This is a genomic window from Nocardia sp. MDA0666 (assembly GCF_003023875.1).
Lineage (GTDB): Bacteria > Actinomycetota > Actinomycetes > Mycobacteriales > Mycobacteriaceae > Nocardia > Nocardia aobensis.
This window is the reverse complement of sequence record NZ_PYHT01000013.1, coordinates 84,589-99,716: the sequence shown is the minus strand read 5'-3', so window position 1 is coordinate 99,716 and position 15,128 is coordinate 84,589. Positions and strand designations below refer to the sequence as shown.

12 protein-coding genes are annotated in these 15,128 nt (G+C 68.2%); 5 read left to right on the top strand and 7 right to left on the bottom strand.

Annotated features, from left to right (window positions below):
• Positions 1-3: 3 nt before the first annotated feature.
• A complete protein-coding gene (locus C8258_RS19245; protein ID WP_106956377.1) occupies positions 4-831 on the bottom strand; it encodes a class I SAM-dependent methyltransferase in 828 nt (275 codons plus the stop codon).
• Between the two features lie 127 nt (positions 832-958).
• Complete coding sequence (locus tag C8258_RS19240; protein ID WP_106956376.1) at positions 959-1,927, bottom strand: nitronate monooxygenase family protein; 969 nt, start codon at positions 1,925-1,927, stop codon at positions 959-961.
• Positions 1,928-2,136: 209 nt separating this feature from the next.
• On the opposite strand from C8258_RS19240, the gene C8258_RS19235 reads away from it, so the two are divergent.
• Positions 2,137-2,358 carry a hypothetical protein gene (locus C8258_RS19235; protein ID WP_039777607.1) on the top strand — a complete coding sequence of 74 codons (222 nt, stop codon included), beginning with the start codon at positions 2,137-2,139 and terminating at the stop codon, positions 2,356-2,358.
• Positions 2,358-3,656 (top strand): hypothetical protein, encoded by a 1,299-nt coding sequence (locus tag C8258_RS19230; protein WP_106956375.1) that lies wholly within the window; start codon positions 2,358-2,360, stop codon positions 3,654-3,656. Before C8258_RS19235 ends, C8258_RS19230 begins: the two co-directional genes overlap by 1 nt.
• 61 nt (positions 3,657-3,717) lie before the next feature.
• On the opposite strand, the gene uvrA is transcribed toward C8258_RS19230, so the two are convergent.
• Together uvrA and C8258_RS19220 are read right to left on the bottom strand one after the other, a co-directional pair.
• A complete protein-coding gene (uvrA, locus tag C8258_RS19225; protein WP_106956374.1) occupies positions 3,718-6,672 on the bottom strand; it encodes an excinuclease ABC subunit UvrA in 2,955 nt (984 codons plus the stop codon).
• A 131-nt stretch (positions 6,673-6,803) separates the two neighbouring features.
• On the bottom strand, positions 6,804-7,946 hold the full coding sequence (locus C8258_RS19220; protein ID WP_106956373.1) for a beta-ketoacyl synthase N-terminal-like domain-containing protein: 1,143 nt from the start codon (positions 7,944-7,946) through the stop codon (positions 6,804-6,806).
• A 306-nt stretch (positions 7,947-8,252) separates the two neighbouring features.
• Here C8258_RS19220 and C8258_RS19215 point away from each other — a divergent pair, with 306 nt between their 5' ends.
• Both C8258_RS19215 and C8258_RS19210 read left to right on the top strand, forming a co-directional pair.
• Positions 8,253-9,593 (top strand): diguanylate cyclase domain-containing protein, encoded by a 1,341-nt coding sequence (locus tag C8258_RS19215; RefSeq protein ID WP_369974776.1) that lies wholly within the window; start codon positions 8,253-8,255, stop codon positions 9,591-9,593.
• Between the two features lie 202 nt (positions 9,594-9,795).
• Positions 9,796-12,174 carry an ATP-binding domain-containing protein gene (locus C8258_RS19210; RefSeq protein ID WP_233225193.1) on the top strand — a complete coding sequence of 793 codons (2,379 nt, stop codon included), beginning with the start codon at positions 9,796-9,798 and terminating at the stop codon, positions 12,172-12,174.
• Between the two features lie 27 nt (positions 12,175-12,201).
• Here the strand turns inward: C8258_RS19210 and C8258_RS19205 are convergent, their stop codons facing one another.
• The 3 genes from C8258_RS19205 to C8258_RS19195 all read right to left on the bottom strand — a co-directional run bounded on the left by C8258_RS19205 (position 12,202) and on the right by C8258_RS19195 (position 14,521).
• Positions 12,202-12,654 (bottom strand): universal stress protein, encoded by a 453-nt coding sequence (locus tag C8258_RS19205; protein ID WP_036500624.1) that lies wholly within the window; start codon positions 12,652-12,654, stop codon positions 12,202-12,204.
• Positions 12,655-13,097: 443 nt separating this feature from the next.
• On the bottom strand, positions 13,098-13,511 hold the full coding sequence (locus C8258_RS19200) for a DoxX family membrane protein (RefSeq protein ID WP_106956371.1): 414 nt from the start codon (positions 13,509-13,511) through the stop codon (positions 13,098-13,100).
• Positions 13,512-13,615: 104 nt separating this feature from the next.
• Complete coding sequence (locus C8258_RS19195) at positions 13,616-14,521, bottom strand: helix-turn-helix domain-containing protein (RefSeq protein ID WP_233225192.1); 906 nt, start codon at positions 14,519-14,521, stop codon at positions 13,616-13,618.
• Between the two features lie 76 nt (positions 14,522-14,597).
• Here C8258_RS19195 and C8258_RS19190 point away from each other — a divergent pair, with 76 nt between their 5' ends.
• A complete protein-coding gene (locus C8258_RS19190) occupies positions 14,598-15,068 on the top strand; it encodes a VOC family protein (RefSeq protein ID WP_106956370.1) in 471 nt (156 codons plus the stop codon).
• Positions 15,069-15,128: the final 60 nt, after the last annotated feature.

The following is a 15,128-nucleotide window of genomic DNA, read 5'->3' as shown; positions in this document are numbered from 1 at the left end:
GACCTACGGTAGTGCGACGGTGGCGGTGACGAGCCGGGAGGCCGCGCGCAACCGGACCGGGCCGTCGCCGGCGAACGGCGCGAGCGCGGCGGCGACGGCTGCCCGGACATCGGTATCGGTGCGGAAATCGTTGCGCAGCCGGTGATATCGCACGGGCCCCCAGCCCACGACGAATTCGGTGGCATCGTCGACATCCGCGCCCCAGACGCTGTCGGTGACGACGAGTTCGTTTCCGACACCGGCGAATCCGGCCGCGCCGAGCAGGTCGGCGGTGGCCGCGGGATCGGCGAAGGCGCTGAAGCCGTGTCCCACCTCGAAGCCGGGCAGATGCGCCGCCGCCGCGGCGAAGACGCCGGCGATCTCCGAGTCCGCCATGGCCGGGACCGCCACCGCGAGCCGGCCGCCGGGCCCCAGCGCGCGGGCGATGTTGGTGAACGCCGCCACCGGATCGGCGAAGAACATGATGCCGAACCGGCTGATCGCCACATCGTAGGAGCCGGGTGCGAAGCCGAACACCTGGGCATCGCCCTGCTCGAACGAAACATTCTGCACGCCTTCGGCTTCGGCGAGCAGGCGCGCCCGCGCGAGCATCGGCCCGGAGAGGTCGACACCGGTCGCCGAGCCCGCCCGCCGCGCCGCCGCCCGCGTCGATTGGCCATTGCCGCAACCGATGTCCAGGACGCGATCTCCCGGTCCGACCTGCGCCGCGGCCAGCAACGGCTCGTTGATCCCGTCGTTCACGGCGTCGTAACGGTCGGCGTGGCCGGCCCAGTGTTCGCCCTCGTATCCGTTCCACGCCTCGGACTGTGCGGTGTTGACGATGTGGGTCATCGCGGTCTCCTCGAAATTGTTATGAACAAGCGTTCATGAACGTGTGTTCATAATGACCGACGAGACATTCGGCCGTCAAGGTGCTCCGGGGCCGCCGAGGAACGTGGCACCGCGAGTCGGGTGCGGATCATCTGTCGCGCAATGTGATTCGACGAAGCGCCGCGTCCGTCTCCTCGGCGAGCACGCCCACCAGTTCGGTGGCCGAGACGATCGAGGTGATCCGGTCGACGGCTTGGCCCGCCCACACCGGAACCGCGGTGAGGTCGTTGCGGGCGGCGGCGTCACGGTACTCGCGCAGGGCGGCCTCGTCGGTGCGCAGTTCGTCGTCGCGACCGCGCCACCGGTCGATGAAGGTGTTGCGCAGCGTGCGGGCGGGATACTTCTCCGGCCACGGTGCGCCGCGGGCGATGTCGAGGGTCCAGTTCACCTCGGTATCGCCGCCGGTGGCATCCACCAGGGCCTTGCCCAGTTCGGCGGGCACCAGGGCCTCGTGGGTCGCCTGGAAGCGGGTGCCCACCATCGCGCCGGCCGCGCCGAGCGCCAGAGCGGCCGCGATCGCGCGACCGTCGGCGATGCCACCGGCGGCGAGCACCGGCACCGCACCCGCCAGATCGACGACCGTCGGCACGAACGAGAGAGTCCCGATGCCCTGGGCGGCGCAGTGCCCGCCGGCGTCGCTGCCCTGCGCCACCAGCACATCCGCGCCCGCGTCCAGCGCCCGGCGCGCCTCGTCGGCGTCGGTGACCTGGACGATCAACACCGCACCGGCGTCCCGGACGGTCGCGGCCAGGTGCAGAGGATCCCCGAAGGACAACAGGACCGCCGCGGGGTCGAACGACAGCGCGTGGTCCAGGACGGTCCGGTCGATCGCCCAGCTCAGGAAGCCGACTCCCCATGGCGCGGTGGTGTTCGCGCGCACCAGTCGCAGTTCGCGCTCGACCCATTCCCGATCGCCGCGACCGCCACCGACGAGCCCCAGGCCGCCACCCTCGGACACCGCGGCGGCCAGCGCCCCGCCCGCTTCCCCGCCCATCGGCGCGGACACGATCGGGTGGCGGACGGAGAGGATTTCGGTGAATGCGGTCGGGATCGCCATACCCCGATCGTCGCAGGTGTGTGCGGCGGACGGGCGGCGGCATGCGGACCGGTTGGTCGTTATCGCGCTCGAGCACCACCCGCTTGCCGCGGTGACTTGCCCCAATCCGGGCATTTTCGCCTTCGCGGCACGGTAGCCGCCTTCTATGATTCGCCGAATGTCTTCATGGGTACGTTCCAGCGGAAGACGTGACGATACCGGGGTGCAGCATGACCGCCAGAAGAGATCTGGACCACGAACTCGGCGGCCCGACCGCCGCCACGGATCTACTGACCGATCACGAGTGCGCCGACCTGTTGCTGCTGTTCACGCAGGCACGTCAGGAAGAGGCGAGGGCGCTGTCGCAGTCGGTGGACGCGATGATCAGCGCACTGCCGCGACCGCTGCGCACGCCGGCGAAGAAGATCATGTTCGGGAACCTGCTGGACTGATGACGGATCCGGTAACCCGCGCCCAGCTCATCCTGCTCGCCCGCACCCTGCACGTTCCGCCGGAACGACTCGCTCATCTGGAGCGCCTCGGCGCCGGGAATCTGCACGAATTACAGCAACGGATGGCCGCGATCGTCTTCGATCAGCATGCCGAAACCTTCAAGCGGATAAGCAGATTGGTGCCGATCATCCCGCTCGGCATCTCGATGCCGCTGGTGCAGAAGCTGGTGCCGCCGGCTCTGACCGGGCGCGCGGCCGGCGCGGTGGGCGTCGACCATCCGAAGAAGGCCGCCGAAACCGTCGCGCTGCTGGGCATCGGCTACGCGGCCGACTGCGCGCCGTATCTGGACCCGCGCACGGTCGGCGAACTGGCCGATATCGCGCCGCCGGAACCGATCGTGCAGATCGTCAACGAGGTGCTACGCCGCCGCGACTACATCACCGCCGGACCGTTTCTCGGCTACGCCTCGCCACGGTTGATCGAGGCCGTGGAGCGCGGCGTGCCCGACGACGAAGGCCTGATCTTCTCGGCGTCGTTCGCGTTCTCGACCAGCGCCCTGACCTCGGTGCTGCGCCAGTTGCTCAACGGCCCGGCGCGCCGGATGCCGCGCATGATCCAGACCGTTCTGCACGGGTCGCCGGAATTGCGGCTGGCGGCGTTGTCGATCTTCGCGCGCTGCGATGCCGACGTCGTCGCCGACGTCGGAGATATCGTGCTGGGCGTCGGAACGCCCGCCGTGCTGTGCAATCTGGTGACGACCGCGATCCACGGCGGGGCGGGGCGCGATATGGCCGTCTTCTTCGACACCCTGCGTCCGCCCGCCCTGGCCGCGATGGCGGCACTGCCGATCTTCACCGATACCGCGGTGGCCGCCGCCCTGCTGCAGGGGCTGGAGGGCTGCTCCGATCCGTCGCCCTGGCGCGGGCTGTTCGCCCTCTTGGCACAGCTCGATCCCACGATGCGGCCGGCATTAGCCGATATGCTCGCGCAGCAGTCCGACGCCACCATCGGGGCGCTGCCCTCGCACGCCACGGAGGCCGATCTGTGGCCCGTACTGCTGGATATCATTGCGGCGGGCGATCATTCGGTGCAGACGCGGATCGGCAGCCGCTGGGCGATGCTGCCTCCGGAACGCCGCGCGGGCGTGCAATGGCATCTGGACGAACGCAGCGAAGACCCGCGATTGACCACAGTCGCCGGCGCGGTGGCCGCCAGTTCGGTCTCGGTGGAGGAGGTCTTCTTCCGGCGCCGGCAGCTCGGCCGCCGCCGTGGAGCCGACAGCTGGGACGCCGTCTGAACATCGAGACGCGACGGACCCACCGGAAAACCTCGCGAGTCCGTCGCGCGATGCACGGGGCTCAGCCGACGGCAGCGGTCTTCCGGCGCCCGGACGGCTTCGCAGCCGCCGCCTTGGCAGCCGGCGCCTTCTTCGCCTTGGTCGTCTTCGCCGGTGCGGTCGGCTTCTCGAGGACCTCGCGCAGGAACTGGCCGGTGTAGCTCTCACCAACAGCCGCAACGTCTTCCGGCGTGCCCTGTGCGATCACGGTGCCACCGCCGGAGCCGCCCTCGGGACCCATATCGATCACCCAGTCGGAGGTTTTGATGACGTCCAGGTTGTGTTCGATGACGATCACCGTATTGCCCTTGTCGACCAGTCCGTTGATCACCGCGAGCAGTTTGCGGATGTCCTCGAAGTGCAGGCCGGTGGTCGGCTCGTCGAGGATGTAGACCGTGCGCCCGGTCGAGCGCTTCTGTAGTTCGGCGGCCAGTTTCACGCGCTGCGCCTCACCACCGGACAGGGTCGGGGCGCTCTGGCCCAGCCGCACATATCCCAGGCCGACATCGACCAGCGTCTTGAGGTAGCGGTGGATCGAGGTGACCGGCTCGAAGAATTCGGCCGCCTCCTCGATCGACATGTCGAGTACCTCGGCGATGGTCTTGCCCTTGTAGTGCACCTCGAGGGTTTCCCGGTTGTAGCGGGCGCCGTGGCACACCTCGCAGGGCACGTACACATCCGGCAGGAAATTCATCTCGATCTTCAACGTGCCGTCGCCGGAACAGGCCTCGCACCGCCCGCCCTTGACGTTGAAGGAGAACCGGCCCGGCTGATAGCCGCGCACCTTGGCCTCGGTGGTGGCCGCGAACAGGGTGCGGATCTTGTCGAAGACGCCGGTGTAGGTGGCCGGGTTCGAGCGCGGGGTGCGCCCGATCGGCGACTGATCGACCTGCACCAGCTTGTCGAGATGGTCGAGCCCGTTGATCCGGGTGTGCCGGCCGGGCACCTGCCGCGCACCGTTGAGCTTGTTCGCCAGGACGGTCGCCAGAATGTCGTTGACCAGCGTCGACTTCCCGGAGCCGGAGACGCCCGTCACGGAGGTCAGCACGCCGAGCGGGAACGCCACATCGATACCGCGCAGATTGTGTTCATTCGCGCCGACCACGGTGAGCTGCTTCTTCTTCGACACCGGCCGGCGCACCAGCGGCACCTCGATCACCTCGCGGCCGGACAGGTAGGCGCCGGTCAGCGAGTTCGGATCCTCGAGCAGGCCCGGGTACGGGCCGCTGTAGACGACCTGGCCGCCGTGCTCGCCGGCCAGCGGGCCGATGTCGACGACCCAATCCGAGGAGTGGATGGTGTCCTCGTCGTGTTCGACCACGATGAGCGTATTGCCGAGATTACGCAGCCGCGTGAGGGTTTCGATCAGACGCCGGTTGTCGCGCTGGTGCAGGCCGATGGACGGCTCGTCCAGCACGTACAGCACGCCGACCAGTCCCGAGCCGATCTGGGTGGCCAGCCGGATCCGCTGCGCTTCACCGCCGGACAGCGTCGCCGCCGCCCGCGACAGCGTCAGATATTCCAGGCCGACGTCGAGCAGGAAGCCCAGCCGGGCCTGGATCTCCTTGAGTACCTGGCCGGCGATCGCGGCCTCCCGCTCCCCCAGCTCGAGCGAGTTCAGGAAGCGCGAGCAGTCACGGATCGAGAGATCACACACCTCGGCGATGGAACGGCGCCCGCCCTCGGCATTGAGCGTGACGGCCAGGATCTCCGGGCGCAGCCGCGCACCGCTACAGACCGGGCACGGCACATCGCGCATGTACCCGTCGTAGTGCTCCTTCATCTGCTCGGATTCGGTGCTCTCCAGCCGCCGCTGCAGGAACGGCATCACGCCCTCGAAATCGGCGTAATAGGACCGCTTGCGGCCGTAGCGATTGGTGTAGGACACGTGCACCTGGTCGGAGCTGCCCTCCAGCACCGCCTTACGGGCCTTGAGCGGCAACGTGTTCCACGGCGCGTCCATCGAGAAGCCGATCGCCTCGGACAGTCCGGACAGCAGCCGGTTGAAGTATTCGGCGGTCTGCCCGCGCGACCACGGAGCGATCGCGCCGTCGTTGAGGCTCAGTTCCGGATCGGGTACCACCAGTTCCGGATCGACCTCCTTGCGAATGCCGAGACCGGTGCAGTCCGGGCAGGCGCCGTAGGGCGAGTTGAAGGAGAACGACCGCGGTTCCAGATCCTCGATATCGAGGGGGTGACCGTTCGGGCAGGCCAGTTTCTCGGAGAACCGCCGCTCGCGGTCGTGTGCGTGCTCGTCGCGGTCGACGAAGTCCAGGACCACGATGCCGTCGGCCAGCCGCAGCGCCGTCTCGATCGAATCCGTCAGTCGCTGTTTGGAAGTCGGCTTCACCGCCAGCCGGTCGATCACGACCTCGATGTCGTGCTTCTCCTGCTTCTTCAGCTTCGGCGGCTCGGTGAGCGGATACACCACGCCGTCGACGCGCACCCGGGAGTAGCCCTGGGTGTTGAGCTGGTCGAACAGGTCCACGAATTCGCCCTTGCGGGTCCGCACCACCGGAGCCAGCACCTGGAAGCGGGTGCCGGGCTCCATCTCCAGCACCTGATCCACGATCTGCTGCGGGGTCTGCTTGGCGATCAGCTCACCGCAGACCGGGCAGTGCGGCGTTCCGGCGCGGGCATACAACAGGCGCAGATAGTCGTAGACCTCGGTGATGGTGCCGACGGTCGAGCGCGGGTTGCGGTTGGTCGACTTCTGGTCGATCGACACCGCCGGGGAGAGTCCCTCGATGAAATCCACATCGGGCTTGTCCATCTGCCCCAGGAACTGGCGCGCGTACGCCGACAGCGACTCGACGTAGCGGCGCTGGCCCTCGGCGAAGATGGTGTCGAAGGCGAGGCTCGATTTACCGGATCCGGAGAGTCCGGTGAACACGATGAGGCTGTCGCGTGGCAGGTCGAGGTCCACTCCCTTCAGGTTGTGCTCCCGAGCTCCGCGCACGGTCAACAGATCCGCCACCGGCTGTCCCTTCTCGATCGAAATTCGGCGTCCAGAATCTCCCCGGACGCCATGCTAGGCACACCCACCGACAAGTTCGGCGACACGACCGCGAGCGGACCCGTCGGCACCGCCGCGAGCGGGCCCGGTCGTCACGCCGGCCCGAGCACCACCACGGAGTTGTGCCCGCCCATACCGAGCGAGGTCTTCACCGTGAATCCGCCGCCGAACGGGGTGGGTCCGTCCAGCAGGCGAGGATGCGCCTCGGCCATGATCGGCGGCGCCACCACGACGCCGCGCTCATAACCCAGGGCCGTCGCCGCGATCTCGACGCCGGCCGCCGCACCCATGCAATGTCCGGTCAGCGGTTTGATCGAATAGACCTGCGGGCGGTCGTCGAAGATCCGCGCCAGCACGGCCCGTTCGGCCACATCGCACTGCCGGGTTCCGGGACCGTGGGCGTTGTAGTAGCTCACGTCCCCGGGGCGCACCCCGGCCCGGTCCAGGGCCCGGTGCGTACAGTCCAGTATCCGCTCCAGACCGGGGTCCACGGACACGACGTGATAAGCGTCATTGGTCATCGCCCCGCCGAGCATCGCGCAGTACGGCCGCTCCACCTGCCGCGAGACCACGAACGCCACCGACGCCTCGCCGAAGCTGAATCCCCGGCTGCCCTCCTGGAACGGCCGGCACGCCTCCAGCGGATCGGCGTCGATCACCGCCGCGCCCATCTGCACGAAGTGGTGGACCATATCCGGGCTCGACGACAGGTCGGTGGTCACGCATACGACGTCGTCGGCGAAACCCTGATCCAGCCACATCTGCGCGGTGATCAGCGCGACATTGGCCGAACTGCAGGCCGCCGAGACATTCATCGACGGTCCGTGGAAGCCGAACTCCTGCATCAGCAGCGAAATCGGGGTCGACGGCAGCAGCCGCAGATAGTCGCGGGAACGACGGCGGCTGTCGTCGGTGAGGTAGAAGTCCTCCCAGTCCCGGACATCGCCGAGCACGATCGCGTGGATCACCCCGACCGTGCCGCCCGGACGCCAGCCTCGTTCGGCGGCATCGGCGATCGCCTCGCGCGCGGCCTCCTGCACCGCGCGGGCGTAGCGGCTCGGGCTCAGTGACTCGTCGCCGCCGTCGGGTACCAGCGCAACCCACGCGTATTCGTCGCGATCGGGACCGTAGCCGGGGTAGAGCCGGGCGGCCGCCTTACCGGTGTGCAGACCGCGCCACAGCGTTTCCCGGCCCCAGCCGTAACCGCTGACCACGCCGATACCTGCGATCGGCATACGATCTTGATATCCTCGAGTTGACATCGGGGTTGTGTTCGGCATTCGCGCTCCTACACCCGGCCTGGGCACCTGCCTCCGGCGTAACACCCGGTCCGGCCCCCCGACCGGACCGAACCCGAACCCGACAGCGTACCCTTCGCCGATACCGCGGGAACGGGCACCTGTCATGATCACGCACAGGCCCGATCAGCACCTGAACTGTGACCGAACCAATACCGTCCACACTGTGATCCGCGGTACGTCACCATCAGAATGATCCCGTGCGCCAATTGACCTGAACAGGCCATGATCAGGGGGTTACATGTGGTTGAGGCAGGTGAGAACCGGCCCGAGGCCGTGATGGACGCCGAACTGCTCGCCCAGCGGTACCGCACCCTGGTCGAGCACAGTCCCGACGGCGTCGTCGTGCACGAGGACGGCATCGTCGTCTACGCCAATCCGGCGATCGTGCGGCTGCTGGCCGCCCCCGGAGTGGACGAGGTGGTCGGGCACCCGGTCACCCAGTTCGTGGCCCATCGTGACGTGCCGGCGATGCTCGAGCGCATCGATCGGCTGCACCAGACCGGCGACGCGTCCGAGACCGCGGAGATGACCCTGATTCGCAGCGACGGCCAGGCGGTCGACGTCGAGACGGTCTCGGTGCTCACCGTCTGGCAGAACCGGCTCGCCTATCAGGTGGTGATCCACGACCTCACCGCGCAGCGCCGGGCCGAGGCCGCGCAACGCCGGGCCGAACACCATTTCACGGCCGTGGTGTCGCAACTCGAGGAGGGTGTGGTCGTCATCGACCGCGAGGGCCGGATCGAATCGATCAACCCGGCGGCGCTGCGCATCTTCGGTCAGGACGGCGACAATCTGATCGGCCGCCGCATCGATTCGCTGCCGCTGACGCTGCTGGACGCGAACGCCCAGCCGCTGGCCCCGAGCCATCACCCGGTAGCCCGGACGCTGGCCACCGGGGAAACCATCGCACGCTACGTGTTCGGCGTGGACCGCCCGGACGGGCAGCGGCGCTGGCTGTCGGGTTCGAGCCGGTTGCTCAACCCGGGCGCACCCGACTCGCCGGCCGTCTCCTCGTTCAACGACGTCACCGAATTCCGTGCCAGCCGAAGGCAATTGGAGTATCAGGCGACCCACGATCCGCTCACCGGGCTGGCCAATCGGTCGCTGGTGCTCTCGCGACTGGCGACCGCGCTGGGCGTCGACGAACAGTCGCCGGTGTCGAACGTGCTGTTCATCGACCTCGACGGATTCAAGGCCATCAACGACACCCTGGGCCACGCGATCGGCGATACCGTGCTGCAGATCGTGGCCCAGCGGCTGCAGCGCGGCCTGCGCACCGACGATGTGGTGGGCCGCATCGGCGGCGACGAATTCCTGGTCCTGCTGTCCGGCCGTACCCAGCCGGACGATCTGGACGGGCTGATCACCCGGCTGCGCCAGACCATGGCCGAGCCGATCATCGCCCGGGGCCACCGCATCCACATCGAGGCCTCGATCGGCGTCACCGCGCTGCGCCCGGGCGATCCGCGCACTCCCGAAGCGGTGCTGCACGACGCGGATCTGGCGATGTACCGTGCCAAACCGGCGACCTCCGAGAGCAACGCGCTGGGACGGCGGCCGAACAACACCCACGCCTCCTGAAAGATCCGCGGATGATCCTGGAACACGCGCTGCTGTCCGTCGCGCCCGATCGCACGGGCCTGGTAGTGCAACATTTCACTACCGTGTTCGCGGCGCGTTCACCTGCGGCTACGGCGAGTCCGGCGAACCCCAACTAGACTCGACGATTCCGTTCTCTTCGCGCGCGGCCCGCTCGGCCCCTGTGGTGACAAGGAGTTCCGTTTTGCCCGACCGCCTCACCGAGGATCGCCCCGCCACCGATCGCGCCGCCGAACTGGAGCGGGAGCAGAGCTATCTCACCCTGCTGTATCAGCGGCTGGACGGTATGCGCGAATACGCACAGCGCCGGCTGCGGACGGTATTGCTGGAAACCGGCGGCACCCCGCAGGCCCGCAGCGAACGCGAATCGTTCACCCAGCTCTACTCCGAGGATCTGGCGAAATACGACGCCGCCGAGAACGGGCTGTGCTTCGGCCGGATCGATCTGGCCGCGGAGAACACCGAGGACACCGGCGACGCGGGCGAGTACCGCTACATCGGCCGCCTCGGCATCCTCGACGAGGACGACGACTACAACACCCTGCTGCTGGACTGGCGGGCCCCGCTGGCCCGGCCGTTCTACCTCGCGACCACCGCCGCCCCCGACGGCGTGACTCGTCGCCGGCACATCCGCTCGCGCAATCGCAACGTGACCGGAATCAGCGACGAATACCTCGATCTGGAGATGGCGCGCCGCGCCGGCGCGATCGAGTCCGACGACGGCGGCGTCGGCAGTGAGAGCGCCCTGCTCACCGCCCTGAACGCGGCGCGCACCGGCCATATGACCGATATCGTCGAGACGATCCAGAGCGAGCAGGACGCCATCATCCGCTCCGAACACCGCAGCGTCCTGGTCGTCCAGGGCGGTCCGGGTACCGGGAAGACCGCGGTCGCGCTGCATCGCGCGGCGTATCTGCTCTACACCTACCGTCAGCAGCTCGACAAGGCCGGTGTGCTGATCATCGGCCCCAATTCCACCTTCCTCGACTACATCGGCCAAGTGCTGCCGTCGCTGGGCGAGACCGGCGTGCTGCTGTCCACGATCGGCAATCTGTATCCGGGAGTCGAAGCGACACTGGAGGATTCGCTGCGCGCGGGCGAACTCAAGGGTTCGCTCGACATGCTCGATGTGCTGAAGAAGGCGGTGCGCGACCGGCAGGAGGTGCCGCGCGACCCGGTCCGCCTCGACTTCGACGGGTACGAGCTGACGCTGGATCGCAAGATCGCCACCCGCGCTCGCGGCCGGGCCCGCTCCTCGCGCCGCCCGCACAACCTCGCCCGCCCGATCTTCGCCGCCTCGGTGGTCGACGCGCTGACCGACCAGCTGGCGCAGATCATCGGTAAGGACCAGTTCGCCGACACCGTCGACGAAGCCGATGCCGCCGCCGGCCGCCGCCCGTCGAATACCGGGCGCAATCTGCTGAGCCAGGCCGATCTGACCGAGATCCGCGACGAGATGCGCGCCGACGCCGGCATTCAGCGCGCGATCGCGCAGTTGTGGCCGATCCTGACCCCCCAGCAGGTGCTCGCCGACCTGTGGGCCGAACCCGAGCGGCTGGCGCATGCCGCGGACCGGCTCAGCGCCGAGGACCGCAAGGAGCTGTTCCGCGCCCTCGACCCGGCGAACGGGCCCGCCTTCGCGGCCGCGGACGCGCCGCTGCTCGACGAGCTGGCCGAATTGCTGGGCATCGACGACGCCGAGGAGCGGGAGCGCTCACGGCGGCGGTGGCGCGCGCAGCTGGCCGAGGCGCAGGAGGCGCTCGACATCCTGACCGGTTCGGCGCCGCAGGACCTCGAGGACGATCTGGATCCGGAAATCCTGATGGCCTACGACCTGATCGACGCCGGCCAGCTCGCCGAGCGCCAGCATGTGCGCAATCGTCAGACGACCGCCGAGCGGGCCGCCGGTGATCGCAGCTGGACCTACGGACACGTGATCATCGACGAGGCGCAGGAACTGTCGGAGATGGCGTGGCGAATGGTGATGCGGCGCATTCCGAATCGCTGGGTGACGGTGGTCGGCGATGTGGCGCAGACCGGCGATCCGGCGGGGGCGTCGTCGTGGCAGCGGATGCTGGAACCCTATGTCGCACAGCGCTGGAAGCTCACGGAACTGACGGTCAACTACCGCACGCCCGCCGAAATCATGGCGGTGGCCGCCGATGTGCTGGCGGCGATCGATCCGGAGGCGACCATCCCGCGGTCGGTCCGGGAATCCGGCTTTCCGCCGCGGGCCGTGCAGGTCGCGGCCGGCGGCTCGCTGGCCGCGGTCACCGAACTCGTCGCCGCCGAGGTCGGCAGGCCGGGTATCACGGCGGTCCTGGCCCCGCATGCGACGGTGAGCGAATTCGCCTCGCTGGCGGGCGATTCCGTGCAGGTGCTGACGGTAGCCGAGGTCAAGGGCCTGGAGTTCGACTCGGTCGTGCTGGTGGAACCGCAGGCCATACTGGACGAATCGCCGCGCGGGCTCAACGATCTGTACGTGGCGCTCACCCGTGCCACCCAGCGATTATCGGTGGTTCACACCGGCACGCTGCCCGAGGTCCTCGGCGCATTGCGCTGAGGCCCCGGGCGGCCGGTCATGCGAACGTCAGCGGACGGTGTGCACGATCAGGACGTCGCTGCGCGACTTGCGGGCGACATCGGAGGGCACCGAGCCGAGCAGGCGCCCGGCCAGGGTGTTGAGGCCGCGGTTACCGACGACCAGCAGATCGGCCTCCACCTCCTTGACCAGGTTCAGCAGCGATTCGACGGGTTCGCCGACGACGGCCCGCTCCACGATGTTGGTCGCCCCGGCGGCGGCCGCCTTGTCCCGCGCGACCCGCAGGATCTCGTTGGTGGGAGCCGAGCCGCGCACCTGGTAGGCCTCGTCCTTGAGGACGTCGGCCGCGGCGGCCACATCGCGGTCGTCGGTCGGGTAGTACGCGCACGCGACGTACAGGGTGGCGCCCGCGTCGCCGGCCAGCGCGGCAGCCTTCTCGACAGCGACATACGACGAATCCGAGCCATCGGTACCGACGACAATGGACCGGTAGGCGGTCATCTTTCCTCCAAACGTACAAGTGGGCGGATGCCTGCGCGCAATTCCGGAGCAGAAACCCGCGCGGGCAACTGCGCTAGACCATAACCGTTATCGCGCCGGAATCATCGACAATCGCAATACATCACATCGATGCGCCCCGCGATCCGCAGGACACATTCGCCGGCCGGGCGGCCGCGCGAGCCGCCTCACCAGCGCTGATCCCGAATCCGGCGGCATCGCGTTGCGATCGTCGTCGCAGTCGCGAACCCGATTGTGGCCCTGGGATTTTCGTCACAGAAGGGTTTTCCCCAATTGCACGGACCGCGATTGCCCGGATGCACAGAGCGCACCCGGGCGTGATGGTGAGAACTCACAATTCCCGGCGGCGAGAACCGATTCCGGCGGTTTCCCGGATACGCGAGGCAATAACCGCCGAATGTGGAATGCGGGTCGTTCCGCGTTCGTCAGAGGTGGAATAGCGGTCCGGTGATTGTGGCGCCGAGATCGTCGACACGGGCGAAGAAGGCGAACAGCATCAGGGCCGCACCGGCCAATGCGAGATCCTTGTTGAAATGAATCATCTCGCCCTGTTTGGCCTGCGCATCGGATTCCTTCCAGAACGGGTGCATCAGGAATGCGGTCGGCAGCAGGAAGACGAACAGCAGCAGCGAGCCCAGATCGGCCCACACCCCGAGCAGCACGCTCAAGGCGCCGAGCAGCAGGACCACCCCCGAACCCAGCACCGCCTCCTTCGCCATCGGAACGCCCTTGCTGCGGGCGTAACCGGTCATCGCGTCGGCCTGGGTCAGATGCCCGATCGCCGAACTCGCGAACAATATGACGAACAGAATGCGCCCGATCAGCACCAGAACACTCATCGCCAACTCCTCTGTCGGCCGGCAGCACCGCCGCCGGGCTGGTAATACAGCATTCAACTACTTATGAGTTCGGATATTCCCGGAACCGGGGTGGCTGAAACGAATCAGCGATCCGGCCCCGGATCGCCCGGTGAGGCGTCGTGTGACAGTAGCGATGCGCGTGCGTATTCCAGCGGCGCCATTCCGATCTCGGTCGCGAATTCGCGACCGAAATGGGCTTGATCGAAATAGCCGAGTTCCAGCGCCAGCGTCGCCAGATCGTCGGTGCGGCCCTGTGCCAGCAGTTGTGCGCCGTCCTGGAGGCGATAGCGGCGCAGCACCCATTTCGGCCCGGCGCCGACGTAGCGGCGGAACAGGCGTTGCAGGGTGCGGATCGGGATGTCGAAACGGGCGGTGACCTGATCGACCCGGGTCAGCTCGGGATCGGCTTCCATCGCGGCGATGATCCGCAAGACCAGCAGGTAGTTGTCGTCGGGTGTGCGGCGGCCGGCAGCGCGGGCGAAATAGGCGTCGACGATGTCGCGGCGCTCCTCGGCGCTGCCGGTCGCCAGCACGCGTTCGGTCAGGCCCGCGGCCTCCGGCAGCACCTCTGTCAGTTCGATCGCGGAATCGCGCAGGGCGCCGACGTCGATGCCGGTGAAGGCGCCGAAGCCGCCGGGACGGAATTTGGCGGCGAAGGTCTCCCCCTCTCCCGTCAGTTCGCGCACGTATTTGCCGGTGGTCACACCGCTGACGAATCCGCCGGTGCGGGTGGCGGATCGCTCGAAGCTGACGTTGACCGAGGGGAACGGCAGCACCTGCGCCTGATAGGGCGGGCGGCCGCGCAGATCCCAGGAGACCGACCAATACCATTCGACGAATTCGGCCGTCTGCGGGCCGGCCGGCAACCGGATCAGCCGGCGGTGACGCTCCTGCTCGCGGGGATGCAGGATGCCCTTCGTGACCTCCGGCGGAGGCACCGGAACCGGATGCAATGCAGCGCCTTTCGCGCGCTCGTCACCGGTCGGCACGGCCCGTCTCCCGCCGCGGACGAGGCTGTCGCTTTCTTACAAGATGCATTCCCCGCGGTGGCCGAGGGTTGTTCCTATGAGCAACGACGTCAATCCCATTCCCGAGGGTTATCACTCCGTCAACTGTTTCCTGGCCGTACCCGACGGCAACAAGGCCATCGAGTTCTACTCCGCGGTCTTCGGCGCGAAGGTGCTCAGCCGCAACGACCTTCCCGACGGGCAACCGGCGCACGCCGAACTCGCGATCGGCGATTCCACCATCCAGATGGGTATGCCCATCCCCGAACACGGGGTGCGCGCACCCGAATCGGATTGGGTGCACACCAGCATCGTGCACTACTGCCCCGATGCCGACGCGGTCGTCGCCCGCGCCGCCGAACACGGCGCCGCCCGGGTCGAGGAGCCGCAGACGTTCGTCACCGGCGACCGCTACGGGCTGGTGATGGATCCCTTCGGACATCGCTGGGTGGTCATGACCCGGGTCGAGGACGTCTCGCGCGAGGAGGCCGAGCGCCGGGTCGACGAGTGGATGGCCACGCAGAGCTGACGCGGGCCGCGCGGGTGCCCCGGTCCGGCCGGGGCACCGCCGCGTGTGCGGGAAAGACGC

Bases quoted from the DNA above. Each gene is read 5' to 3' on its own strand.
- C8258_RS19245 (WP_106956377.1), bottom strand. From the start codon at position 831: ATGACCCACATCGTCAACACCGCACAGTCCGAGGCGTGGAACGGATAC.
- C8258_RS19240 (WP_106956376.1), bottom strand. From the start codon at position 1,927: ATGGCGATCCCGACCGCATTCACCGAAATCCTCTCCGTCCGCCACCCG.
- C8258_RS19235 (WP_039777607.1), top strand. From the start codon at position 2,137: ATGACCGCCAGAAGAGATCTGGACCACGAACTCGGCGGCCCGACCGCC.
- C8258_RS19230 (WP_106956375.1), top strand. From the start codon at position 2,358: ATGACGGATCCGGTAACCCGCGCCCAGCTCATCCTGCTCGCCCGCACC.
- C8258_RS19220 (WP_106956373.1), bottom strand. From the start codon at position 7,946: ATGCCGATCGCAGGTATCGGCGTGGTCAGCGGTTACGGCTGGGGCCGG.
- C8258_RS19205 (WP_036500624.1), bottom strand. From the start codon at position 12,654: ATGACCGCCTACCGGTCCATTGTCGTCGGTACCGATGGCTCGGATTCG.
- C8258_RS19200 (WP_106956371.1), bottom strand. From the start codon at position 13,511: ATGAGTGTTCTGGTGCTGATCGGGCGCATTCTGTTCGTCATATTGTTC.
- C8258_RS19190 (WP_106956370.1), top strand. From the start codon at position 14,598: ATGAGCAACGACGTCAATCCCATTCCCGAGGGTTATCACTCCGTCAAC.